This is a genomic window from Mesorhizobium sp. CCNWLY176 (assembly GCF_037153935.1).
Classification (GTDB): domain Bacteria; phylum Pseudomonadota; class Alphaproteobacteria; order Rhizobiales; family Rhizobiaceae; genus Mesorhizobium_M; species Mesorhizobium_M zhangyense.
In genome coordinates this window covers 88,709-113,108 of sequence record NZ_JBBBDZ010000002.1, presented here as the reverse complement: position 1 = coordinate 113,108, position 24,400 = coordinate 88,709, and the positions used below count along the sequence as shown (strand labels likewise).

Annotated in this window: 22 protein-coding genes; 9 read left to right on the top strand and 13 right to left on the bottom strand. The window is 61.6% G+C overall.

Features of this window, described 5'->3' with window-relative positions; genetic code table 11:
- Nucleotides 1-3: 3 nt before the first annotated feature.
- On the bottom strand, nucleotides 4-2,079 hold the full coding sequence (locus tag WBQ96_RS03360) for a putative bifunctional diguanylate cyclase/phosphodiesterase (protein WP_336547406.1): 2,076 nt from the start codon (nucleotides 2,077-2,079) through the stop codon (nucleotides 4-6).
- A 243-nt stretch (nucleotides 2,080-2,322) separates the two neighbouring features.
- Between WBQ96_RS03360 and WBQ96_RS03355 the strand changes: the two genes are divergently transcribed.
- Nucleotides 2,323-3,528: an acyl-CoA dehydrogenase gene (locus WBQ96_RS03355; RefSeq protein WP_165119808.1), complete on the top strand. Its 1,206-nt coding sequence runs from the start codon at nucleotides 2,323-2,325 to the stop codon at nucleotides 3,526-3,528.
- Between the two features lie 63 nt (nucleotides 3,529-3,591).
- On the opposite strand, the gene WBQ96_RS03350 is transcribed toward WBQ96_RS03355, so the two are convergent.
- Both WBQ96_RS03350 and WBQ96_RS03345 read right to left on the bottom strand, forming a co-directional pair.
- Nucleotides 3,592-4,710 carry a mandelate racemase/muconate lactonizing enzyme family protein gene (locus WBQ96_RS03350; RefSeq protein WP_336547405.1) on the bottom strand — a complete coding sequence of 373 codons (1,119 nt, stop codon included), beginning with the start codon at nucleotides 4,708-4,710 and terminating at the stop codon, nucleotides 3,592-3,594.
- 124 nt (nucleotides 4,711-4,834) lie between these two features.
- Nucleotides 4,835-5,815 carry an isopenicillin N synthase family dioxygenase gene (locus WBQ96_RS03345; protein ID WP_336547403.1) on the bottom strand — a complete coding sequence of 327 codons (981 nt, stop codon included), beginning with the start codon at nucleotides 5,813-5,815 and terminating at the stop codon, nucleotides 4,835-4,837.
- A 167-nt stretch (nucleotides 5,816-5,982) separates the two neighbouring features.
- Here WBQ96_RS03345 and WBQ96_RS03340 point away from each other — a divergent pair, with 167 nt between their 5' ends.
- Nucleotides 5,983-7,170 (top strand): glycine C-acetyltransferase, encoded by a 1,188-nt coding sequence (locus WBQ96_RS03340; RefSeq protein WP_336547401.1) that lies wholly within the window; start codon nucleotides 5,983-5,985, stop codon nucleotides 7,168-7,170.
- 53 nt (nucleotides 7,171-7,223) lie between these two features.
- A complete protein-coding gene (gene tdh / locus WBQ96_RS03335) occupies nucleotides 7,224-8,258 on the top strand; it encodes an L-threonine 3-dehydrogenase (RefSeq protein ID WP_091912020.1) in 1,035 nt (344 codons plus the stop codon).
- Between the two features lie 16 nt (nucleotides 8,259-8,274).
- Here tdh and WBQ96_RS03330 read toward each other — a convergent pair whose 3' ends face one another.
- Complete coding sequence (locus WBQ96_RS03330) at nucleotides 8,275-8,733, bottom strand: MarR family winged helix-turn-helix transcriptional regulator (RefSeq protein WP_336547397.1); 459 nt, start codon at nucleotides 8,731-8,733, stop codon at nucleotides 8,275-8,277.
- Nucleotides 8,734-8,809: 76 nt separating this feature from the next.
- Between WBQ96_RS03330 and hmgA the strand changes: the two genes are divergently transcribed.
- Genes hmgA through WBQ96_RS03310 form a run of 4 tightly spaced genes read left to right on the top strand, consistent with a single transcriptional unit; the run spans nucleotide 8,810 to nucleotide 12,598 of the window.
- Complete coding sequence (gene hmgA / locus WBQ96_RS03325) at nucleotides 8,810-10,123, top strand: homogentisate 1,2-dioxygenase (RefSeq protein WP_336547396.1); 1,314 nt, start codon at nucleotides 8,810-8,812, stop codon at nucleotides 10,121-10,123.
- Entirely contained in the window at nucleotides 10,120-10,989 is an 870-nt protein-coding gene (locus WBQ96_RS03320; protein WP_336547394.1) for an MBL fold metallo-hydrolase, read from the top strand. The genes hmgA and WBQ96_RS03320 overlap by 4 nt, the downstream gene beginning before the upstream one ends.
- Nucleotides 10,990-11,001: 12 nt before the next feature.
- On the top strand, nucleotides 11,002-12,015 hold the full coding sequence (locus WBQ96_RS03315) for a fumarylacetoacetate hydrolase family protein (RefSeq protein ID WP_336547393.1): 1,014 nt from the start codon (nucleotides 11,002-11,004) through the stop codon (nucleotides 12,013-12,015).
- A 28-nt stretch (nucleotides 12,016-12,043) separates the two neighbouring features.
- Nucleotides 12,044-12,598, top strand: coding sequence for a DinB family protein (locus tag WBQ96_RS03310; protein ID WP_165119816.1), 555 nt, complete (start codon nucleotides 12,044-12,046; stop codon nucleotides 12,596-12,598).
- On the opposite strand, the gene hppD is transcribed toward WBQ96_RS03310, so the two are convergent.
- Nucleotides 12,599-13,711 carry a 4-hydroxyphenylpyruvate dioxygenase gene (gene hppD, locus WBQ96_RS03305; protein WP_336547392.1) on the bottom strand — a complete coding sequence of 371 codons (1,113 nt, stop codon included), beginning with the start codon at nucleotides 13,709-13,711 and terminating at the stop codon, nucleotides 12,599-12,601.
- 136 nt (nucleotides 13,712-13,847) lie between these two features.
- On the opposite strand from hppD, the gene WBQ96_RS03300 reads away from it, so the two are divergent.
- Nucleotides 13,848-14,315 (top strand): Lrp/AsnC family transcriptional regulator, encoded by a 468-nt coding sequence (locus WBQ96_RS03300; protein ID WP_336547391.1) that lies wholly within the window; start codon nucleotides 13,848-13,850, stop codon nucleotides 14,313-14,315.
- 17 nt (nucleotides 14,316-14,332) lie between these two features.
- Here WBQ96_RS03300 and WBQ96_RS03295 read toward each other — a convergent pair whose 3' ends face one another.
- The 8 genes from WBQ96_RS03295 to aztA all read right to left on the bottom strand — a co-directional run bounded on the left by WBQ96_RS03295 (nucleotide 14,333) and on the right by aztA (nucleotide 23,672).
- Entirely contained in the window at nucleotides 14,333-14,674 is a 342-nt protein-coding gene (locus tag WBQ96_RS03295) for a TIGR01244 family sulfur transferase (protein ID WP_336547388.1), read from the bottom strand.
- Nucleotides 14,675-14,853: 179 nt separating this feature from the next.
- Nucleotides 14,854-16,038: an acetyl-CoA C-acyltransferase gene (locus WBQ96_RS03290; protein ID WP_336547386.1), complete on the bottom strand. Its 1,185-nt coding sequence runs from the start codon at nucleotides 16,036-16,038 to the stop codon at nucleotides 14,854-14,856.
- 31 nt (nucleotides 16,039-16,069) lie between these two features.
- Entirely contained in the window at nucleotides 16,070-18,142 is a 2,073-nt protein-coding gene (locus tag WBQ96_RS03285; RefSeq protein ID WP_336547385.1) for a 3-hydroxyacyl-CoA dehydrogenase NAD-binding domain-containing protein, read from the bottom strand.
- Between the two features lie 197 nt (nucleotides 18,143-18,339).
- A complete protein-coding gene (gene zigA, locus WBQ96_RS03280; RefSeq protein ID WP_336548170.1) occupies nucleotides 18,340-19,542 on the bottom strand; it encodes a zinc metallochaperone GTPase ZigA in 1,203 nt (400 codons plus the stop codon).
- Nucleotides 19,543-19,613: 71 nt separating this feature from the next.
- Nucleotides 19,614-20,813, bottom strand: a complete 1,200-nt coding sequence (gene aztD / locus WBQ96_RS03275; RefSeq protein ID WP_336547384.1) for a zinc metallochaperone AztD — start codon at nucleotides 20,811-20,813, stop codon at nucleotides 19,614-19,616.
- Nucleotides 20,814-20,987: 174 nt separating this feature from the next.
- Nucleotides 20,988-21,932, bottom strand: coding sequence for a zinc ABC transporter substrate-binding protein AztC (gene aztC, locus WBQ96_RS03270; protein ID WP_336547382.1), 945 nt, complete (start codon nucleotides 21,930-21,932; stop codon nucleotides 20,988-20,990).
- A 22-nt stretch (nucleotides 21,933-21,954) separates the two neighbouring features.
- A complete protein-coding gene (gene aztB / locus WBQ96_RS03265; protein ID WP_336547380.1) occupies nucleotides 21,955-22,821 on the bottom strand; it encodes a zinc ABC transporter permease AztB in 867 nt (288 codons plus the stop codon).
- 8 nt (nucleotides 22,822-22,829) lie between these two features.
- Nucleotides 22,830-23,672, bottom strand: a complete 843-nt coding sequence (aztA, locus tag WBQ96_RS03260; protein WP_336547378.1) for a zinc ABC transporter ATP-binding protein AztA — start codon at nucleotides 23,670-23,672, stop codon at nucleotides 22,830-22,832.
- Between the two features lie 284 nt (nucleotides 23,673-23,956).
- On the opposite strand from aztA, the gene WBQ96_RS03255 reads away from it, so the two are divergent.
- Nucleotides 23,957-24,301: a RidA family protein gene (locus tag WBQ96_RS03255; RefSeq protein ID WP_336547377.1), complete on the top strand. Its 345-nt coding sequence runs from the start codon at nucleotides 23,957-23,959 to the stop codon at nucleotides 24,299-24,301.
- Nucleotides 24,302-24,400 lie beyond the last annotated feature (99 nt).

The window sequence follows — 24,400 nt, the reverse complement described above, 5'->3', positions numbered from 1 at the left end:
AGGCTACGCCCTGTTTCCTTGCAAAACCGTCAATTTCGGCTTTTTGGCGCCGCGCGCGATCATCCATTCGCGCGCTGTCTCGTCCGGCATCGGGAAGGCGATGGAATAGCCCTGAACCTGGTCGCAGCCGACGGACAGGAGCGACTTCAGTTCCTCGTCCGTCTCCGCGCCCTCTGCAATAATGGAGATACCGAGGCCGCGGGCGAGTTCGGTAATGGCGCGCACGATCTTGGAGTTGTCACCATTCGCGTCGATGTTCTGGACGAAGCGGCGGTCGATCTTCAGCCGGTCGATCTCGTTCGGATTGACGTGGCTGAGCGAGGCGTAGCCGGTGCCGAAATCGTCCAGCTCAAGGTGGACACCGGCAGAACGGATATGACGCAGCTTGGCGGCTATGCCGGTCTGTTCGTCGTCGAGAATGACGGATTCGACGATTTCCAGCGACAGCTTGTCTGCCGGAAGGCCGGCTTTCTCCAGGGTTTCGAACAGGAAGGCGTCGAAATCGATCTCGCGCAGTTCGGCCCCGGAAACATTGACGGCGAGGCGGCCGAAATCGATGCCGTCGCGATGCCACTCGGCTGCCGCGCCGATGGCCTTGGTGATGACGATGCGCCCGATGGCCACCATCAGTCCTGATTTTTCCGCCGCCGGAATGAACTCACCGGGTGAAACCATGCCGCGTTCCGGGTGCTTCCACCGCACCAGCGCTTCGATGCCGGTGATGCTGTTCTTCGACATCGATATTTGCGGCTGGAAGAACACGTTGAAGGATTCGTCGGCAATCGCCTGCTTGAGGTCGCTTTCGAGCTCGCGGCGGTGCTCCAGTTCGCGCCGCAACTCTTCCGAGAAGAAGGAAACCCCGCCACCGCCGAGCTTCTTGGCCGAATAGAGCGCGAGGTCGGCGTGCACGATCAGGTCTTCGGCGTTGTCGGCGTCGACCGGGTAGACGGCGATGCCAGCGCTAGCGCCCGGATTGATCAGCTTGCCCTGATAGACGATCGGATCGTTGATGCGATCGAGAATGCGCCGGGCAACCATGTTGATGTCTTCGGTCGTGCCCGCGCCGTTCAGCAGCATGACGAACTCATCGCCGCCCAGGCGGGCACAGAGATCGGAAGCGCGGCAGGCATCGCGCATGCGCTGCGCCGTGACCACCAGTACATAGTCGCCCGCGGCATGGCCGAGCGTATCGTTGATCTGCTTGAAGCGGTCGAGATCGAGCTGCACCACGGCAAGGCGCTCGCTGCGCCGGTGCGCGCCTTTTATCAGTGCGTCGAAATGATCGGTCAGGAAAGTGCGATTGTGCAGGCCGGTCAATCCGTCATGCACGGCGATGAAGGCCATGGAATTGCGCGCGTCGACCAGCTCAAGCGTCCTGCGGCGGATCATGTTCGACATCGGCTGGAAGATGAACAGCGCCACCATGATGATCACGCCGATGATGGCGTAGTACAGCATGCGATGGAGATCGAGCAGGCTGGTCAGGCGCTGGTTGGCAAAGGCTTCGATACGGTCGCCAAGCGCGCTGTAACCGGCCAGCGTCGCGCTTGCCACGGTTTCATCCAGCGAGGCGCGCCCGGCGTCCAGCTTGTATTGAACGACACCGCCGCCCATGCCGAGCTGGGATTCGAAAGCCGAGATGAAGCGCCAGCCATTGGCGGCAAGGCCGGTCGAAAAGAAGTCGAGATGATAAGGTTTCGCAAAAAGCACGCTTTCGATCGTGTTGGGGTCGAGGCGTGCTTCGGATGTAGCGCTTGCACCCGTCCGCTCAAGAAGGAGATCGTAATTCTGCTCGAATTCGGTCGTTGCCTGTCGCAACGCGGTCACCAGCGCGGGCTGCTGGTCGCGCGCGGCACTGTCGACCGCGCTTGCGAGGAAGACGACACGCTGCGAGAGGGCTTTCTGGGTATTTGCCAGTATCAGCAAACTCTGGTCGCGTTGCTGGGCGGCCATCATCTGCTGCAGCATGATGAACGACGCCGTCGCCATCGCCGCGATGATGAGCAGCGCGACCCAATATGCGCCCTTGATAAGCAGGATAAGCCGGTCAGAACCGGCATTGATCTGCGGCTGCGACATGTCCCGGATAGCCCCTTAAACCCGCGATGTCAGTTGTGCGGTGGGATCATCCGCACAAAAAAGTTAACGACTGGACAAGTCGTTGTGAAAGTTTTCATTTATTCACACAAAATACCGCGAAAGGCAGAGATTTTTTTGCGATCGGCGATCGCATTTGGTAGATGGGGCATCAAAAGCTTTTGCCCTTGCAAGCGTTCTGCGGTAGAGTAATATTTCAAGCTTCAAATAAATCTGGGAAACGCCATGAACGTCGAAAAAAAGGTGGGGAGCGCGGCCTCCTTCGTTTGGAATGATCCTTTCCTTCTGGAGGATCAGCTGACCGAGGACGAACGCATGATCCGCGACGCGGCAGCAGCCTTTGCCGTCGACAAGCTCGCGTCGCGCATCGAAGACGCCTATCTCAATGAGAAGACGGACCCGGCGATTTTCCGCGAAATGGGTGATGCGGGCCTGCTCGGCATCACCATCCCGGAAGAATATGGCGGCCTCGGCGCAGGCTACGTCACCTACGGGCTGGTTGCGCGCGAGGTCGAGCGCGTCGACAGCGGCTACCGCTCGATGATGAGCGTGCAGTCGTCGCTGGTCATGTATCCGATCCATGCCTACGGCTCGGAGGAACAGCGCAAGAAGTACCTGCCCAAGCTCGCCTCGGGCGAGTGGATCGGCTGCTTCGGCCTGACCGAGCCGGACGCCGGTTCCGATCCGGGCGGCATGAAGACCCGTGCCGAGAAGACGGCCAACGGCTATAAGATTTCCGGCTCGAAGATGTGGATTTCCAACGCGCCCATCGCCGACGTGTTCGTCGTCTGGGCGAAGTCGGCCGCCCATGACAACCAGATCCGCGGCTTTGTGCTGGAAAAGGGCATGAAGGGCCTGTCGGCGCCGAAGATCGACGGCAAGCTGTCGCTGCGCGCCTCAATCACCGGCGAAATCGTCATGGAAGGCGTCGAAGTCGGCGAAGACGCGCTGCTGCCGAATGTATCGGGCCTGAAAGGTCCGTTCGGCTGCCTCAACCGCGCCCGCTACGGCATTTCCTGGGGTGCGATGGGTGCTGCCGAAGATTGCTGGCACCGCGCACGGCAATATGGCCTCGACCGCAAGCAGTTCGGCAAGCCGCTGGCACAGACGCAGCTTTTCCAGAAGAAGCTGGCCGACATGCAGACCGAAATCGCGCTCGGCCTTCAGGCTTCGCTCCGCGTTGGCCGGCTGATGGACGAGCATAAGTTTGCGCCGGAGATGATCTCCATCGTCAAGCGCAACAATTGCGGTAAGGCGCTGGACATCGCCCGGCAGGCTCGTGACATGCATGGCGGCAACGGCATCCAGATCGGCTACCACATCATGCGCCACGCGCAGAACCTGGAAACGGTCAACACCTATGAAGGCACGCACGACGTCCACGCGCTGATCCTCGGACGAGCGCAGACGGGGCTGCAGGCGTTTTTCTGAGAGAGCTTTAGGCGTTTATGTTCATTCAGCCGGGCCAGGTGCCCGGCTGAATTTTTGGGATACTCAGGCACCGCAGGCGAAGATTGGTTCACCCAGCGCCGACATATCGACTTCAATCCCCAAGCCGGGACCGTCAGGCAATGTCATCGCGCCATCGGCAATCCTGAACTCGGCCCGCGCATTGGCAACCGTCACCCAGTTGTGAAAATCGACGGTGTGCTGCCTGAGCCCTTCCGGTGTCGACAGCAGCAGGCCGGAATAGGCAGCCGTATCGATCTGCGCGCCGCCGGTGTCCTCGATCGTGATCTTGAGGTTCTTCGCGATGGCGATGTCGCGCAGCAGCTTGGCCTTGGTCAGCCCGCCGACGCGGGCGAGTTTTATCGTGATGCCGTCGACCAGCCCGTCCGCGATTGCCCGCAGCAGCACATCGGCGCTGTCTATCGTCTCGTCCAGCACCAACGGGCGCTCGCAGGCACGGCGGATGGCGAGGTTCTCGTCGTAGCTCGCGCAAGGCTGCTCCAGCGCGTAGTCGATGTCGCGGGTCGCCATCAGGAAACGGCGCGTCTCCGCGGTGCCCCAACTGCCATTGGCATCGCAAAAGAGCACGGTGCCGGCGGGCATAGCGCCGCGAACCGCTTCCAGCCGCGCAATGTCCTCGTCCACATCGAGGCCGACCTTGACCTGAAGCCGGCGATAACCCTCGGCAACATATTTCCGCGCCCGCACCGCCATGGCTTCCGGTGCTTCCTGCGCGAGCGAGCGGTAGAGAGGCAGGCTTGAACCTTCCGCCCCGCCGGTCATGGACGCCAGCGACAGGCTGCTGCGCCGGCCGGCCAGATCCCACAGAGCCATGTCGATCGCCGATTTCGCGTAAGGGTGCCCCTTGAGCAGCAAGTCCATGCGCCGGTTCAGTGCTTCGATGCCTGCGGCGTCGTGGTCGAGCAAAGTGGGCGCAAGCTCGCGCATCGCCGCGCGCGCACCTTCCGCGAAGGCCGGATCATAAAAGCTGCCGAGCGGGGCCATCTCGCCATAGCCGACAAATCCGTCGCGCGAACTGATCTCGACAATCGTCGAATCGAAACCTTCAGCGCTGCGTCCGCCCGAGCAGCGATAAGTGCCGTCGCGAAAGGGCTGCCATTGGCGGTAAAGGCGGATGCTTGAGATGGCGGTTGCCGGCGGCATGCGTTTCCCTGCGTGTTGGAGTGACTTTGCACGCAGTCTAGCGTCGACTGTACCCGCCTGACGCGAAGGATGCGCCGGATAACCAAGTCGCTTTTGTGATAACGCCCGCTCTCGCCCGCGCGGATTATTTCGTCGTCGCCTGGAACTTGCTCATCAGATACGGGCCGGAACGCACCGGCGCGTATTTCGGCGCTTCGCCGGGCGTGAGGCACTGCTCCAGGCAGATGATCTCGGCATCCCAATTGGGCTGGTGGAAGAAAGCCAGCGATTGGCGTCGCGCCATGCCGCCGTCTTCAGGCGAAGGGTTGACCACGCGATGCATGGTCGAGACCCAACGGTCGTTCGTCCACAGCGCCATCAGGTCGCCGATATTGATGACGAAGGCGCCCGGCACCGGCGGCACGGGCGTCCAGTTGCCGTCGGGCGTGATGAGTTCGAGGCCCCTGGACCCTGCCTGCGGCAGCAGGATGGTGAGGCTGCCATAATCGGTATGCGCCCCGGCGCGAAGCTGGCCGGGTTTTGGCGGCACGGTCTGTTCCGGATAGTTCAGCGCGCGTAGTGCGCTGATCGGGGCATCGATGAAGGCATCGAAATAGTCTTCCGGCAGTTTGAGGCTGACTGCGAACAGCCGCATGATGCGGGCGGCGAGATCTTCAAGCGCGGCGTAATAAGCCTTCCACGCCGGCACGAAACCGTCCGGTGCGTCGGGCCATATCGTCGCTGCATAGCAGAAGGCGAGCGCCTGTTCGTCGGTCATGCCGGCCGGCACGCTCAGCGGCCCACCATTGAAACTTTCTTTGAGATCGGGCGGGCTGTCGACATCGCGCGATTTTGCCAGCGCTTCCAGTTCGGGGCCGAGATAGCCGTAGGGGTAGCCCTTGTACGGCGCTTTCGCCTTCTGCTTCTCCCCCAGTGGCAGGTCGAAGAAATCATGTGCCTTGCCCCACACGGCATCGATGACCTGTTGCGGCACGCCATGGTTGGCGATGGCCAGAAAACCCGTCGAACGGCAGATTGCGTCGACTTCGGTGCCAAGCCGCTGGCGCTCCGCAGCGTCCGCTTTTTCGAAACGTCCGAGATCGAAGACAGGAAACTGCGCGGCCATAGTGAACCCCAGATATGAACTGACGCGCGATCCTAGCCAGCCGCCAAACCGGCTTCCAGAGCAGGTTGATGGATTCTATTGGACGAATGCCTGCCTGCGGTCGTATTTCCGATAGAACGGAGACACGCCCGACGGCAGAGTCGGTTCATGAAACGAGGCGACCCGGCATGAGCAAGACATTCCTTTCCCACCTCGAAACCGAGATTTCCGGGCTCAAATCAGCCGGGCTGTACAAATCCGAGCGCGTGATCACCTCGCCGCAATCGGCCGAGATTGCTGTCGGCGGCAAGAAGCTCTTGAATTTCTGCGCCAACAACTATCTCGGCCTGGCCGACAGCGACGAACTGCGCAACGCCGCCAAGGCCGCACTCGACCGCTACGGCTACGGCATGGCCTCGGTGCGCTTCATCTGCGGCACGCAGGAGGAGCATAAGGAGCTTGAGGCGAAGATTTCCGGCTTCCTCGGCATGGAGGACACGATCCTCTATTCCTCCTGCTTTGACGCCAATGGCGGCCTGTTCGAGACGCTGCTGGGCGAAGAAGACGCCATCATTTCGGACGCGCTCAACCACGCCTCCATCATCGATGGCGTGCGGCTCTCCAAGGCAAAGCGCTTCCGCTATGCCAACAACGACATGGCAGCCCTTGAGGAAGAGCTGAAGAAGGCCGAAGGCAGCCGCTTCAAGCTCATCGCCACCGACGGTGTGTTTTCCATGGACGGCATCATCGCCAATCTGAAGGGCGTTTGCAACCTCGCCGAAAAATACGGTGCGATGGTGATGGTCGACGACAGCCATGCCGTCGGCTTCGTCGGCAAGCATGGGCGTGGCTCGGCCGAACATTGCGGCGTCGAGGGCAGGGTGGACATCATCACCGGCACGCTCGGCAAGGCACTCGGCGGCGCTTCCGGCGGCTACACCTCGGGCAAGGCCGTGGTGGTGGACTGGCTGCGCCAGCGCTCGCGGCCTTATCTGTTTTCCAACACGCTGGCGCCCTCGATTGCCGGCGGCTCGATCAAGGTGCTGGAACTGATCGCGAATGGCGGTGCCCTGCGCGAAAAGCTCTACGCCAACGCCGCTCGGTTTCGCGCCGGCATGTCGAAACTCGGCTTCACGCTTGCTGGCGCCGATCACCCGATCATCCCGGTGATGCTCGGCGATGCCACCTTGGCGCAGGAAATGGCGCAAAAACTGCTCGACCACGGCATCTATGTCATCGGCTTTTCCTTCCCGGTCGTGCCGAAAGGCCAGGCACGCATCCGCACGCAGATGTCGGCGGCGCATTCATTGGAGGATATAGATCGGGCGGTTGAGGCTTTTGGCGCGGTCGGACGCGAATTGGGCGTTATTTCCTGAGCAAGACTCTTTCTGAAAACGATTCTGGATCAAGAGATTCGAGGAACAAGATCATGTCCAACATGATGCGCGCACTGGTGAAGGCCAAGGCCGAGCCCGGTATCTGGATGGAAGAGGTTCCGGTGCCGGAGATCGGCCCCAACGACGTGCTGATCAAGGTGCGAAAATCGGCGATCTGCGGCACGGACGTTCATATCTACAATTGGGACCAGTGGGCGCAGAAGACCGTGCCCGTTCCCATGGTGACCGGCCATGAGTTCGTCGGCGAGGTGGTCGATTTCGGCGCCGCGGTGAAAGACTATCATGTTGGCCAGCGCGTCTCGGGCGAGGGCCACATCGTATGCGGCCATTGCCGCAACTGCCGTGCGGGCAGGGGTCATCTGTGCCGCAACACGCTGGGCGTCGGCGTCAACCGGCCGGGCTCATTCGCCGAGTATCTGGCAATCCCGCAGCACAATGTCGTGCCGATCCCCGATGACGTGCCCGATGAAATCGCAGCGATCTTCGATCCGCTCGGCAACGCCGTGCATACGGCTCTGTCATTCGATCTGGTCGGCGAGGATGTGCTGGTGACGGGCGCCGGGCCGATCGGCATCATGGGCGCGCTGGTGGCGCAATGCGTCGGCGCGCGCAAGGTGGTCATTACCGACATCAACCCGGTGCGCCTCGAGCTTGCGCGCAAGCTCGGCGTGCATCACGTGGTCGACGCGTCGAAGGAAAAGCTGCGCGATGTCATGCGCGAGGAAGGCATGACCGAGGGTTTTGACATTGGCCTCGAAATGTCGGGCTCGGCCGTCGCCTTCCGTGACATGATCGACACGATGAACAATGGCGGCAAGATCGCCATCCTCGGCATCGCGCCCACCGGCTTCGAGATCGACTGGAACAAGGTCATCTTCAAGATGCTCACTTTGAAAGGCATCTACGGCCGCGAAATGTTCGAGACCTGGTACAAGATGATCGCGCTGGTGCAGGGCCCGCTGGATGTTTCCGGTCTGATCACCCACCGCATCGGCATCGACGACTATCAGCAGGGTTTCGATGCGATGCGCAGCGGCAATTCTGGCAAGGTGGTGATGGACTGGTGAGGGCAACCGGTGGCGGTCATTCTTCCGACATGCCGCCTTCGTGCATGAATGTCTCCAGCCGTTCGAGCCCATACTCGAATTCCGCAAACCGCGCCGCGCCCATGGCCCGGGACAACCGGCGCTCGAATGTACGCGCCAGCGGCACCATCTCGGCATAGACGGTCTGGCCCGCTTTCGTCAGCGTCAGGTTTTCGACACGGCGGTCGGCTTCGTCGGGGGTGCGCGTCAGCCAGCGCCGCCGCTCCAGCTCGGCCACCGCGCGCGACACCTTGGTCTTGTGCATGGCCGACTGTTCCCCGATCGCCTTTGCCGTCATCTGTCCATGCTGGCCGAGGCCTGCGAGAACGCGCCATTCTGGGCGGGTAAGACCCAGTCTGTCCTTGTAGATCTTCGCAAACTCGCGGCTGACCAGATTGGCGATATGATAGAGCCGATAGGGCAGGAAACTCTCCAGTTCCAGCTTGTCGTCAAGCATCTTCCAATCACCATTGATAGTTACATTTTCAATGGTTACATCTGTAACCAATTCTGGTCAATCATGGGAGGAAACCATGGTCTTTTCCTACATGCCGGGTTTCGGCAACGATTTTGAGACCGAAAGCCTGCCCGGCGCGCTGCCGCAGGGCCGCAATTCGCCGCAGCGCCCGGCATACGGGCTTTATGCCGAACAGCTTTCCGGCTCGCCCTTCACCGCACCGCGCGGCACCAATGAGCGCTCCTGGCTCTATCGTATCCGGCCGAGCGTGAAGCATACGGGGCGGTTCAAGGCGGCTGATTACCCGCTTTGGAAGAGCGCCCCGAATGTCGACGACCATGAGTTGGCGCTCGGCCAGTATCGCTGGAACCCGGTGCCGATGCCGAAGGAGCCGACGGACTTCATCGCCGGCATGCGCACCATGACGACGGCTGGCGATACGCTTGGCCAGTCCGGCATGGCGGCCCACATCTATGTCGCCAATCGCTCGATGGTCGACGACCATTTCTTCAACGCAGACGGCGAGCTTCTGATCGTGCCGCAGGTCGGGCGGTTGAATTTCGTCACCGAAATGGGCGTGATCGAGCTGAGACCGGGCGAAATCGCGGTGCTGCCGCGCGGTCTGGTGTTCAAGGTCGAATTGGTGGATGCGGAAGTGCGCGGCTATGTCTGCGAGAACTATGGCGCGAAATTCACCATGCCCGATCGCGGGCCGATCGGCGCCAACTGCCTCGCCAATCCGCGCGATTTCAAGACGCCATGCGCCTGGTTCGAGGAAAAGGAGACGCCGTGCCGGCTGATCGTCAAATGGTGCGGGCAGTTCCACGTCACCGAACTCGACCACTCCCCGCTCGATGTTATCGCCTGGCATGGCAACTACGCGCCCTACAAATATGATCTTGCGACGTTTTCGCCGGTCGGCGCGATCCTATTCGACCATCCCGACCCGTCGATCTTCACCGTGCTGACCGCGCCCTCGGGCGAGGAAGGCACGGCCAATGTCGACTTCGTCATCTTCCCGCCGCGCTGGCTGGTGGCAGAAGATACGTTCCGCCCGCCCTGGTATCACCGCAACATCATGAGCGAGTTCATGGGTCTGATCCATGGCCAGTATGATGCCAAGGAGGAAGGATTCGTGCCCGGCGGTATCAGCCTGCACAACATGATGCTGGCCCATGGGCCGGACGCGCCTGGCTTCGAAAAGGCCTCGAAAGTCGAGCTGAAGCCGCATAAGCTCGAAAACACGATGGCCTTCATGTTCGAGACGCGCTTTCCCCAGATGCTGACGCGCTACGGCGTCGAACTGCCGACCTTGCAGCAGGACTATATCGATTGCTGGAAGGATATTAGGAAGCGCTTCAACGGCACGCCGGAGGGCGACTGGTCTTGAGCAACAGACTGGTTCTGCTCGGCACCAAGGGCGGGCCGGCGATCAGGCCGGGCGGCCCTTGGCCGACATCGTCGCTGCTCGAACTCGGCGGACGAACGATCGTTGTCGATTGCGCGCTGGGTGTCACGCGCGGCCTGACCGACGCCGGCATCAGCCTGAAGCAACTCGACCTGATCTTCATCACCCATCTGCATTCCGACCACGTGCTGGAACTCGGGCCGCTGATCCACACGGCCTGGACGGCCGGACTGGCGACGCCGGTAAAAGTCTTCGGCCCGGCAGGGACCTCCGACTATTGGCGCGGCTTCCTGCAATCCATGGCCTTCGACATCGACATTCGCATTGTCGACGAGGGCCGGCCAGACATCCGTGATCTGGTGACGGTGTTGGAGTTCGGCCAAGGCCCGGTGCTGGCGGCAGATGGATTGAGCGTCACGGCGCTGCGCGTCGATCATCCGCCGGTGACGGAATGTTTTGCGTTGCGCTTCGAACGCAGTGGCAAAAGCATCGTGTTTTCCGCCGACACGGCCTACTTTCCGCCCCTCGCCGAGTTCGCCAAAAATGCCGACATCCTCGTCCATGAGGCCATGCTGGAAGAAGGCGTCGAGCGACTGGTGGCGCGCACCGGCAATGGCGCAAGGCTGCGCGAGCATCTGATGGCGAGCCACACTTTGGCTGCCGATGCCGGGCGGATCGCCAAGGCAGCGAATGTCGGCCGGCTCGTGCTCAATCATCTGATACCGGCGGACGATCCCGAGTTCGGCGAAGACGATTGGGTTGCCGCCGTCAGGAAAACATGGACGGGTGGCTTGACGATTGGCCGCGATGGCCTTGTTGTGGAATTCGCGGACGAACAAGCCGCATAAAGGGAGGACTGCATGAAACTGGCTACGCTGAAGAACGGTTCGCGAGACGGAAAACTCGTGGTCGTGTCGCGCGACCTGACACGCTACACCGACGCATCCTTCCTCGTCCCGACCTTGCAGGCGGCGCTGGATGACTGGCAGCGCATCGCGCCGCATCTGGCGGCGTTGGCGGAATCGCTTGAGACGGGTGCGGTTCCTTCGCAGCGCTTTCATGAGCACGACGCGCATTCACCGCTTCCGCGCGCCTATCAGTGGGCAGACGGTTCAGCTTATGTGAATCACGTCGAACTGGTGCGCAAGGCGCGCGGTGCCGCGCTGCCGGAAAGTTTCCTGACCGATCCGCTGATGTATCAGGGCGGCTCGGATTCCTTCATCGGGCCGCGTGATCCTATCCTGCTTGCCGACGAAGCCTATGGCGCGGATATGGAAGGCGAGGTGGCTGTCATCATTGGCGACGTGCCTGCGGGTGCCAGCGTCGAGACTGCGCGTGATGCGATCCGCCTCGTCATGCTGGTCAATGACGTCTCGCTGCGCGGGCTGATACCGGATGAACTCGCCAAGGGGTTCGGCTTCTTCCAGTCGAAGCCTTCGTCTGCCTTCTCGCCGGTCGCGGTGACGCCGGACGAATTGGGCGACGCCTGGGACGGGGGCAAGGTTACCCTGCCACTTCAGGTCGATCTCAACGGAAAGCCGTTCGGCCGCGCCAATGCCGGCGTCGACATGACGTTCGACTTTCCGCAACTGGTCGCCCATGCGGCAAAGACCCGGCCGCTGGTGGCAGGCTCGGTCATCGGTTCTGGCACTGTTTCCAACAAGCTCAACGGCGGCCCCGGCAAGCCGGTCTCCGAAGGCGGCGCCGGCTACTCCTGCATTGCCGAAATCCGCATGATCGAGACGATAGACGGTGGCGCGCCGAAAACACCCTTCATGCGCTTCGGCGACGCCGTGCGCATCGAAATGAAGGATGCGGATGGCCGCTCGATCTTCGGCGCGATTGAGCAGACCGTGCAGCGATACGAGGGCTGAAAGCACAAGCCTGTTCGGGGAGGACGCGATGGACCTTCTGAGCCATAACCGCCAGATGGCGCGCAACAACCTCTGGTCCAACGACCGGCTCTATCGGGCGGTGGTCGCGCTTCAACCGGGCGAGTTCGAAGCGCCGCGCATCAGCTTCTTCCCCTCGATCAAGGAGACGCTGAACCACATCTACGCGGTCGATCTGTTCTATTTCGACATGCTCGAAGAGGTGGGCGAGGGGTTGGCGATCTTCGGCCGTCTCACGGATTTCGAAGATGCCGGCAAGCTTGCAGCCGCGCAGGCAGACTTCGATCGCCAGCTCGTCGCCTATTGCGACGCTCTTTCAAGGAGCGATCTTGAGAGGCGGGTGACAACCGACCGGGACGAGGCGGGTCAAATCCCCGAGCGCATCGGCGACCTGCTCTCCCATCTTTTCGTGCACCAGATTCACCATCGCGGCCAGGTGCATGCGATGCTGTCGGGCACCTCTGTCAAGCCGCCGCAACTCGACGAGTTCTTCCTCGATTACGATCTGCGGTTTCGGAAGGAAGAGGTGGAACGGCTGGGATTGCAGCCCAGCCGTTTGGAATAGCTACTCCGCCGCATCCATCTTGATCACGCCGCGGCGGATCTGGTCTTCCTCGATCGACTCGAACAGCGCGCGGAAGTTGCCTTCGCCGAACCCTTCGTCGCCCTTGCGCTGGATGAATTCGAAGAAGATCGGACCGATCACGGTCTTGGAAAAGATCTGCAGCAGGATCTTGGTCATGCCGCCGTCGATCACGCCTTCGCCGTCGATGAGGATGCCGTGCGTCTTCATGCGCTCGATCGGCTCGTCATGGCCGTTCACACGGTCGAACGACATGTCGTAGTAGGTCTCGGGTGGGCCGGGCATGAACTTCAGCCCGTTGCCGGCCAGCTTGTCGGTGGCCTCGTAGATCGCATCCGTGCCGACGGCGATGTGCTGGATGCCTTCGCCTTTGTATTTGCGCAGATACTCTTCGATCTGGCTGTTGTCGTCGGTGGATTCGTTCAGGGGGATGCGGATCTTGCCGCAAGGCGAGGTAATGGCGCGGCTGATCAGTCCGGTCATCTTGCCGGCGATGTCGAAGAAGTGGATCTGCTTGAAGCCGAACAGTTCGCGGTAGAAGGCCCACCATTTGTCCATCTGGCCGCGATAGACATTGTGGGTGAGGTGGTCGAGATAATAGAAACCGACGCCCTCGGGCCTGGGATCGCGCTCGCCGAGCCATTCGAATTCGGCGTCATAGGCCGAGCCTTTTGCACCGTACTTCTCGATGAAATAGAGCAGCGAGCCGCCGATGCCGACGATGGCCGGCACGTCCAGCGTCTTGTCGTCACCGTCATAGGGCGTCGCGCCCTTGGCGACCGCGTGGTCATAAGCATGCTTTGCATTCACGACCCGCCAGGCCATGGAAGGCGCGCAGGGACCGTGCTGTTCCACGAACTTCATGCCGTAGGAGCCGGGTTCGGCGTTGAGCATGTAATTGATGTCGCCCTGCCGCCAGATGGTGATGTTCTTCGTCCGGTGACGTGCAACCGGCTTGTAGCCCATGCGCTCGAACAGTTCGGACAGCTTTTCCGGTTCCTGATGGGCGAATTCGACGAACTCGAAACCGTCGGTGCCAGCGGGATTGGCTTCGCTGATCGTGGCGGGCGGTGCGTCGTGCGGGAAGGGACCCATGATTGCCTCCTGTCGGCTCAAGAGCCGGAATCTCAGTGTGGATGCATGATAATCCCGACGCCGTGCATTGTGCTTGCATTCGAGCGCCTGAAATGATGAAAATGTGCGTACATCATGCAAGAAATGGCCAAAACTTATGGATAATACGCGTCTTGATCAATTTGACCGCAAGATACTGGCATTTCTGCAGGCCGACGGCCGGCTCACCAACAACGATCTTTCGGAGCGCGTGAACCTGTCGCCGTCACAGTGTTCCAGGCGGCGCCAGAGGCTGGAGGATGACGGTTTTATCCAGGGCTACCGCGCCGTGCTCGACCGCGACAAGCTCGGCTTTTCGCTGGTCAACGTCATCTCGGTGACGCTGGCCACGCACAATCGCGACAACGCGCAGCGCTTCTCCGATCTGCTTTCAAGGCTTCCCGAAGTGCAGGAGGCGCATGCGCTGACCGGCGAGATGGATTACATCCTGAAAGTGGTGACGCCGGACCTGAAATCGCTGGCGGATTTCGTCAACGGCGTGCTTCTGCCGCACGAATCCGTGCAGCATGTGAAGACGGCTATCGTCTTGCAGACGTTGAAGGAAACGTCAGCCCTGCCGCTTTGAGGGCAGGGCGCGAGAGCTCAGCTCCTGAATGGCTGGGCCGCCATGAACAGGTTGGTCGAGCGCGCGCCCGAACGGCAATAGGCGAAGACAGGGCCTTCGATCTCATCCAGCGCCTTGGCCATGGCCTCGGCATCCGCCGGCGTCACCGGCTGGCCGCTGATAATCGGTATATGGCGGAACGACAGGCCGGCGGCCTCGACCACCTTTCGGATTTCGGCGGCGGAGGGCTGGCCCGGCTGCTCATCGTCAGGGCGATTGCAGATGACGCTCTTGAAGCCGGCGGCCTTGATCGTGGCGACCTCATCGGCGCTGATCTGTCCCGACACCGAGTAGTCATCGGAGATCTGGCGGTATTCCATGGTTATCCCTCGTCGAAGCTGGTTTGCATCCAGCATATAGGCTGTGCCGCGGTTCGGCGACACTCCTGCGATTGCAATTTTTCCAACTGCAACCACCATCCGGTTTCATTCCTTCGACCAATCGAAGAAAATCCTTCGAAGACAGACGGTTGCCGCCGAAACCGGACTCAGTTTGAGAGCTAGTTTATCTCAAGCAGTCCGGCAGCCCCCATGCCGCCACCGACGCACATGGTGACGACGGCATAGCGCACGCCGCGACGCTTGCCCTCGATCAGCGCGTGGCCGGCAAGCCGCGCACCGCTCATGCCGTATGGGTGGCCGACCGCGATGGCGCCGCCATCGACATTGAGCTTTTCGGGATCGATGCCGAGCTTGTCGCGGCAGTAGATGACCTGCACCGCAAACGCCTCGTTGAGTTCCCAGAGGCCGATGTCATCGATTTTCAGGCCGTGGCGCTGAAGCAGGCGCGGCACGGCGAAAACCGGGCCGATGCCCATCTCGTCGGGCTCGCAGCCGGCGGCAACGAAGCCGCGCAATGTGCCGAGCGGCGTCAGGCCGCGTCGTTCCGCCTCCGTGGCATTCATCATGACGCAGGCGGCGGCACCATCGGAAAGCTGGCTGGCATTGCCGGCGGTGATGACGTGGCCTTCGCCGCGCACGGGCTTGAGGCCGGCCAGCCCTTCCGCCGTCGTGTCGGCGCGCGGCCCTTCGTCATGGGCAAGCTCGACCTCGCGATGGGAGACTTCCTTGGTCTCCTTGTCGACCACGGCCATCGTCGTCTTGATCGGCGCGATCTCCTTGTCGAAACGCCCGGCTTCGCGGGCGGCAGCCACGCGGCGCTGGCTTTCCAGCGCATATTCATCCTGCGCCTCGCGCGAGATGCCGTAGCGCTTGGCGACGATCTCGGCCGTGTCGATCATCTGCATGTAGATGTCCGGCTTGATTGCCATCAGTTTCTCGTCGATCAGGCGGAAATTGTTCATCTTTTCGTTCTGGACGAGGCTGATCGATTCCAGTCCGCCGGCGATGCCCGCCGTGACGCCGTCGTTGCGGATGGCGTTGGCAAGAACCGCCATCGCCTGAAGCCCCGAGGCGCACTGCCGGTCGATGGTAGTGCCGGCAACGCTGACCGGCAGGCCGGCGGTAACCAGGGCGCGGCGGGCGATATTGAGGCCGGTCGTGCCCTGCTGCAAGGCGCAGCCCATCACAACATCCTCGATCTCGCCGCCTTCTATCCCGGCGCGGGCAAGGGCGGCAGCGATTGCATGGGCGCCAAGCGTGGCGCCCGGCGTGTCGTTGAGCGCGCCACGATAGGCCTTGCCGATCGGCGTGCGCGCTGTGGATACGATGACGGCGTCTGCCATTTCTTTCTCCTTGAGTTCTGGGTTGCGCCGATCAAGCGTCGTCGGAAAACTTGCCGGTCTCGGCCGCCTTTTTCAGCAACGGCGAGGGCTTGAACGCATCGTCACCATTGCGGGCATACCAATATTCGAGGCGATCGACGATTTTCGAGATGCCTTCCAGCCCGGCCCAGAACATCGGGCCGCCCTTGCCGATCGGGAAGCCGTAGCCGTTGACCCAGACGATATCGATGTCGGATGCACGTGCTGCGATGCCTTCCTCGAGGATTTTCGCGCCCTCATTGATCATCGGATAGAGCGTGCGCTCGTTGATCTCCTCGGCTGAAATCGTCCGGCGCTCGATGCCGAGCTCCTTGGCCTTGCTCTCGATGAGCGCCTTGACTTCCGGGTCGGGGGTCGGCGTGCGCGAGCCGCTTTCGTAGAAATAGACGCCTTTGCCCGTTTTCTGGCCGAAGCGTCCCTGTTCGCAAAGCGCGTCTGCGATGATCGCCGTCTTGCCGGTCGCCTTGCGGTTGCGCCAGCCGATGTCGAGGCCGGCAAGATCCCACATCTGGAAGGGCCCCATCGGCCAGCCGAAATCGGCAAAGACCTTGTCGATCTGTTCGGGAGAAGCACCTTCGAGCAGCAGATTTTCCATGTCCTGACCGCGCGCGGCAAGCATGCGGTTGCCGACGAAGCCGTGGCAGACGCCGACGACCACCGGCACCTTGGCAATCTTGCGGGCGACGCCCAGCACGGTCGCCAGAACGTCAGGAGCAGTTTGCGCGCCGCGCACGATTTCGAGCAACTTCATGACATTGGCCGGCGAGAAGAAATGCAGGCCGAGGAAGTCCTGCGGCCGGCTGGTGGAGGCCGCGATCTCGTTGACGTCGAGATAGGACGTGTTGGTGGCAAGGATCGCGCCGGGCTTCGCCACCGCATCGATCTTGCCGAACACTTCCTTCTTGACCGACATTTCCTCGAACACGGCCTCGATGATCAGGTCGCAATCGCCAAGGTCGGCGTAGTCCGTGGTCGTGGAGAAGGCGGCAAGGCGCTTGGCCTTGGCTTCTTCCGTCAGCGAACCGCGCGAAACCGAGATCGAATAATTCTTGTCGATCATGCCGAGGCCGCGCTGAAGCGCTTCCTGGCTCATCTCCAGCAATGTTACCGGAATGCCGCCATTGACGAACGCCATGGCGATGCCGCCGCCCATCGTGCCGGCACCGATGACGCCGACGCGCTTGACGTCGCGCGGCTTCACGTCCTTGCCGACGCCCGGTACCTTGGCCGCCTCGCGCTCGGCGAAAAACAGATGCCGCTGGGCGCGCGATTGGTCGCTGGCAATGAGTTTCGTGATGAACTCCCGCTCTCGGGCATAAGCCTCGTCGAAGGGCAGGGTGACGGCGTTGCGGACGGACTGGGCGCAAGCGATCGGCGCCTCAAGCCCGCGCGCCTTCTTGGCGAGTTCGGCCGCCTGGCTATCGAAGGCAGCGAGGTCAGTGCCCTCGATCTTGTCGTTGCGGTCGCGCACGGCCAGCAGTGAGCCGCCCTCTGCCACTTTCTGCCGCGCGAAGGCGACGGCATTGGCGACCAGATCGCCCTCGATGATCGCATCGACAAGTCCGCTTGCCAGCGCATCCTTCGCGCCGATCGGCGTTCCGGACACGATCATGGAGAGTGCTTTCGACGCGCCGACGAGACGCGGCAGGCGGATTGTGCCGCCTCCACCGGGAATAATGCCGAGTTTCACTTCGGGCAGGCCGAGTTTTGCGCCCGCATCGGCAACGCGGAAATGGGAGCCGAGCGCCAGTTCCAGCCCACCGCCGAGCGCCGTGCCATGAATGGCCGCCACCGTCGGCTTGTCGATGGTTTCAAGGTTTGCGATCAGGTCGCGCAGTTCCGGCTTCTGCATCGGCTTGCCGAATTCGGTGATGTCGGCACCGGCAACGAAGGTGCGCCCGGCACAGGTGATAACGATCGCTGCGACCGAACTATCCTCGCGCAATGCATTGAACGCGGCAAACAAGGGCTCGCGAACATGAAAGCTCATCGCATTCACCGGCGGATTGTCGATGGTCACGATGGCGATGTCGCCGTCGTGGGCGATGGTCACGGCATTGGTCATGCAAGAAACTCCCTGGTGGCGCAGCAAGCGCCTCATCCTAAAACCGGTCGCGTTTTGCGGGAGTTTTTGCGAGCGCACAAGATGCGTAACCTCCCGCCAGCGACATACTACCGAGTATGTTGAAGACGGGAGGCCCGGTCAATCGCCTTGGGAGGGGCGAAGGCGTAATTCAGCCGGTGGAAGTTTTCAGAGCGCGCTCATGCCGCCCGTGCCCAGCTTGGAAAGGGGTCGGGCATGTCGCGCCAACGCCGCGGCTCGAAATCAGTCTCGGGCACGAGGCAGGCATCGAGCTCGGCGCGGATGCGCACCTCATTCATGGGATGGCAGCCGATGAAGACGATCTCCTGCCGGCGGTCGCCCCAGACTGGGTCGAGATAGGGCCTCATGGCGACGTGCCATTCCGGATGGTCCGGCCATTGGTCTTTCGGAACCGACGCCCACCACAGGCCGCGCTTGCCGGTGCGAACCAGAGCGCCGGCCTGGCTTAGTTCACCGACATGATGCGGCCGCGTCGCCAGCCAGAAAAACCCCTTTGCGCGGACTACGCCCGGCCATGAGCGGTTGATGAAGGACTGCAACTTGAGCGGGTCGAAAGGCCGGCGCTCGCGATAGACGAAAGACGTGATGCCGTATTCGTCGGTTTCGGGGACATGGTCGCGAAAACCGTTCAGTTCCTTGTACCAGAGCGGATGTTCCTGCGCCTTTTCGAAATCGAAACGCCCGGTATCGAGGATTTTTTCGAGCGGCGCCTTGCCGAAATCCGTTTCGACGATTTCCGCATCCGGGTTGAGCGAGCGGATGATACGCTGCGCCATGTTGCGCTCGCCGGGGCGGGCATCGCCGATCTTGTTGAGCACCACGACGTCGGCGAACTCGATCTGCTCGACGAGGAGGTCGACCAGCGCGCGCTCGTCGCCATCGCCCGCCGTCTCGCCGCGATCGCGCAGGAAATCGCTGGACGAATAGTCCTTCAGCAGGTTCGCGGCATCAACGACCGTGACCATCGTATCGAGGCGGGCGACATCGGAAAGGCTGTCGCCGTTCTCGTCGCGGAAATCGAAGGTCGAGGCGACGGGCAGCGGCTCGGAGATGCCGGTTGATTCGATCAAGAGATAATCGAAGCGGTTTTGTTCGCTGAGTCGGCGAACTTCCGTCAGCAGGTCGTCGCGCAGCGTGCAGCAGATGCAGCCATTGGTCATTTCGACGAGTTGCTCGTCGGTGCGGGACAGATTGGCGCCGCCATCGCGGATGAGGGCAGCGTCGATATTGACCTCGCTCATGTCGTTGACGATGACCGCCACGCGGCGGCCTTCGCGATTGTTGAGCACATGGTTGAGAAGTGTGGTCTTGCCAGCGCCGAGAAAGCCCGAAAGGACGGTGACAGGCAGGCGTTTTCGCACATGGTTTTCAGGCATAATTGGTTCTCCTTGCGGGAAGAGTGCCCGGTCGGTCCGGCCGGGCAGGGCGACGATCAGTGCATTTCGCCGGAGCCGCCGACCGCGACGATGTTGAAGGGCTTGCCTTCGACCGGAATGTCCCTTGTCTTCTCGAAGCCTTTCGCGTCGATGACGTGGAGCGTGCTCTTCAGCGGGTCGGTGACGTAGATGGCGTCGCCGGCAACTGCGATGCGCGGGCGCGGATCGCTCCAGTGGCCGTCCATGCTGTAGGGCTCGGTCAGCGGCAGTGATTTGGTGATTGCGCCCGAAACGACGTCGAGCTGATGCAGCATGCCGTCCTCGGTGAAGACGTAAGCGAATTTCGGCCGCACCGGATCGACGGCGAAGTGGACGCGCCGCGTCGGCAGTTCGATGCGCTTGAAAGCGTCTTGCGAAGTCGGATCGATCAGCACCACTGCGCTCGGGCCGTAATTACCGAGGAAATATTGCAGGCCCCTGCCGCCGACCAGCGTCGTCGATTTTCCCTCGGGCAGCGTTTCCGAGTAGGGCAGGAACTCGATGGACGGCTCCTTGTCGCCGCTGGTCACGATCAGCAGGCCCTTGGCGCAGGCAATGGCGAGGATATTGCCAGAGGCGGCTTCACCATGCAGGTCGGGACAGGAATGCACGTCACCGACCTGCGCGCCTGAAGCATCGACAACGCGGATGCCGACAGGCAGTTCGTCCGGTTTTTCCTTATTTGGCTCAGTCAGCAGAACATGACCGTCGAAAGCCACCGCCAGGCCGTGATGCGGCGCATCGGCTTTCGCTTCTCGAGTGTCCGTCTTGCCGTCGAGAACATCCTTCTCGCTGGTGATGCGGGCAGTGCCTTCTCCGTCAAAGAACAGCGCGATATCGCCGCCATGATCGACGAAATGCGATGGCTTCTTGCCCGCGAATTCAACGTCCAGCAGCTTCGCCTCCTCGACCTTCAGGTCACCGTGGTCGCCATGATCGCCGATGGAAATGCCGCTGGAGATCGCCTGCACGATGTCGCCTTTGCCCTGCACGGCAAAGATCGTTTGTCCGCTGTCGCTGCGGGCGAGGCTGGTCGGCGCCCTGGTCGCGAACTTGCCGAGTTCCTTGCCGCTTCCAGCGTCGAGCGCACGCACGACCGGCTCGCCATGATCGGAGATGAACAACCGCCATGCGGTGTTTTCCTCCGCGAAGGCACATGTGGCTGCGATGCCAGTAAGCAGGGCTACGGCCGAAACCGTCTTGAGCAGGTGAAGCATATTCTTCCTTTCATAATGTAATAACATAACAAACATGTCTCCGAAAAGGCGGGAGCGCGTCCCGCCTGTCAGGGGAAGTTGTCGAGAGGCTCGGATCCAACAGCGTTCAAGGAAAGATCGCAGTTTATCAGCCGGTTGGAGAGCGAACCTGATTCAGTTTATGCGGATCGGTACTTAGCTCCCGAGGATCGCGCCTTTGATCGTGGTGATGTTGTTGCGCATCATGTCGATATAGGTCGAGGCCGGGCCGTCCTTGGGCGACAGCGCGTCGGAATAGAGCGTTCCACCGACCTTGAGGCCGGTCTCGCTCGCGATCTGCTCGATCAGCCGGGTGTTGGTGATGTTTTCCACGAACACCGCCGAAGCCTTGTCTTCCCGAACCTGCCTGATCAGCGCGGCAACGTCGGCAGCCGAAGGTTCCGCTTCTGTGGAAATGCCTTCGGGCGCCAGGAAGGTAAGCCCGTATTCATGCTCGAAATAGCCGAAGGCGTCGTGCGAGGTGATGATCGTGCGCTTGCTCTCGGGTATCGAGGCGATAGCCGCTTTCACTTCCCCTTCGGTTTCCGTCAGCTTCTGCGTATAGGCGTCGGCGTTGGCCTTGTAGGTGTCGCAGCCTGCCGCGTCAGCGGCGCAGAAGGCGTCGGCGATGTTCTTCACATAGATCTTGGCATTGGCAATCGACTGAAAGGCATGCGGATCGGTGTCGCCGTGGTGATGGGCGTGACCTCCGGCGGCTTCGCCTTCCTCCGCTTCCTCGAATTCTTCTTTCATCTTGATCGGTTCGACGCCCTTGGTCAGTTCGACGATGGTCGCCTTGGTGGCGCTGGCTTCGACCAGCCGCTGCAGGAAGCCTTCAAAATGCAGGCCGTTGACGAGAACGACATCTGCCTTGGACATCGCGACCGCGTCGGCCGGCTTCGGCTCATAGACGTGGGCGTCGCCATCGGGACCTACGATGGTGGTTACCTCGATGCGGTCACCGCCGACATTTTTCGCAAAGTCCTCGATGACCGAGAAGCTGGCGACGACCTTCAGCGGTTCGGCGAAGGCGGAAGCCAGGCCGAAGGGGGTTAATGTTATAACGCTCATGAGGGCGGCAAGCCGGATTGTCTTGAGCATAGATAGATCTCCTTGATGTTGATCAGGCGGTTCTGTGGCGGTGATGGCGCAGGCGCGTGTTGAAGACGCCGCGCGTACCGAAGATGGTCGAGAAGAAATAGACCGCACCGGCGGAAAGAATGATGGCCGGGCCCGAGGGCAGGGACTGGTGATAGGAAATCAGCAGGCCGGCGATGCAGGAGGCAAAGCCGATGAGGATCGCCAGCGCGCACATGCGCTCGACGCGGGCCGTCCAGAAGCGGGCGGCGGCGGCCGGCAGGATCATCAGGCCGACCGATAGCAGCGTGCCGAGCGCCTGGAACCCGCCGACCAGATTGAGCACGACCAGGCTGAGGAAGATGAAATGCACCGGCGTGCCGAGGCGACTGACCGAGCGCAGGAACAGGGGGTCGAGACATTCGGCGATGATGGCGCGCCAGAAGATCGCCAGCGTCAGCAGCGTGGTTCCGCAAATCATGGCGATCAGCGTCAGCGCTTCGTTGTTGAGGGCGAGCACGGTGCCGAACAGCACATGCATGAGATCGACGCTGGAGCCCTTTATCGAAACCATCAGCACGCCGAGCGCCAGCGACACCAGATAGAAGGCAGCCATCGAGGCGTCCTCCTTCTGGATGGTGAAGCGCGAAACAACGCCTGCACCCAGTGCGACGACGACGCCGGCGATAAGTCCGCCAATCGTCATCGGCAGGATCTGCAGACCGAACATATAGAAACCGACCGCCGCACCCGGCAGAATGGCATGGGCCATGGCGTCGCCGGTCAGGCTCATGCGCCGCAGCATCAGGAAGACGCCGACAGGGCAGGCTCCGAGCGACAGCATCAGCGAGCCGGCAAGCGCGCGCTGCATGAAACCGAATTCGACGAACGGGGCGATCAGGAAATCATACATGGTGCTGCTCAGGCCGCCCTTGGACCGGATTCGTGGTCATGTTCGCGGCTCTCGCCATGGTCGTGATGATGGTGGCTGTGATCGTGGGAATGCGCGTGGTCATGATCATGCGCAAGGCCGTCCGGCTCGCACCAGGGCGCGTTGTCGTGCCAGGCCTCGTCGAAGCGGCGCGCGCGCAACAGGTTTTCCGGGCGCAAGGTCTCTTTCGTCGCGCCCCAGGCAACAGGCTGGCGCGCCAGAAGCAGCGTTTCGGGAAAATGCTCGCGCACAAGTTCGAGGTCGTGAACGACGACCATCACCGTGCGGTTTTCGCCATGCCAGCGCTTGATCAGCAGGATCAGGTCGCCAACGGTTTTGGCGTCCACCGCGTTGAACGGTTCGTCGAGCAGGATCAGGTCGGCGTCCTGCACCAGCACGCGGGCAAACAGCGTGCGTTGCAACTGGCCGCCGGAAAGCGTGTCGAGCGGCCGCTTTTCGAAGCCTTCGAGCCCGACCGCCATCAGCGCCTTGGCAACATCGTCGCGGTCTTCTTTGGTGAAGCGTCCGAGCAGTCCCCGGCGCGGCCACAGGCCCATGGAAACGAGATCGACGACGCGGGCAGGGAAGGATCGGTCGAGTTCCGATTGCTGCGGCAGATAGGCGATGCGCGCGCCCTTGGTATTGAGACAGGTTCCGGCCATCGGCTTCAGCACGCCGACGATACCCTTCATCAGCGTCGATTTGCCGGAGCCGTTGGCGCCGACGACCGCGGTCAGCGATCCCGTCTTCACCGCCCCGTTCAGATGATGGACCGCTGGATGGCTGTTATAGCCAAGCGTCAGGTCGTGGAATGTCAGGCATGGGTCGGTCATGGAACCATCTGGAACAAGTGCGATCTTTCGATCGATGGCCTTGGATATGTGATGTTATTACATTAGTCAACGATAGGGCTAGGCAAATGCGGTGGATTCATGGCGCGCCGGTTCGCCGTCCACAATGGACAGGCATATCTCGCTGATTTGCCGCAGCTGGCTCTTGCCGCGCGACGGGCCGAAATTTAAGAGGCTGTTCGAACTCGCCCTTTATGGGCAAGACGAAGTTGGCGGGCTGCCTTTGGAGAGGCGCGCGGCAACGAACCAAGGAAGGAAGAAAGTCCATGACCATCCGCCGCATCGATGTCGGTCCGCGTATGAGCGATATCGTCATCCACAACAACACGATTTATCTGGCGGGCCAGGTCGGCAAGCCCGGCACCAGCGTCACCGAGCAGACCAGGGACATCCTGGCCTCCATCGACGAGCTGCTGGCCAAGGCCGGTTCCGACAAGACGAAGATCCTTCAGGCGATCATCTGGCTTGCCGATATGAGCACCTTCGCCGAAATGAATGCCGTTTGGGACGGCTGGGTGCCGCAGGGCAACACGCCTGCTCGCGCTACCGGCGAGGCCAAGCTGGCGGCTCCGGAATACAAGGTCGAGATCATCATCACGGCCGCAGCCTGATCGGACTGACAGGAACGTCTCGCGCCCCGGCACCCACCGGCGGCGCGAGATATGCCGGAATTTCTTTTGCCAAATTTCAGGCGTCCGCCCGTGGCAATC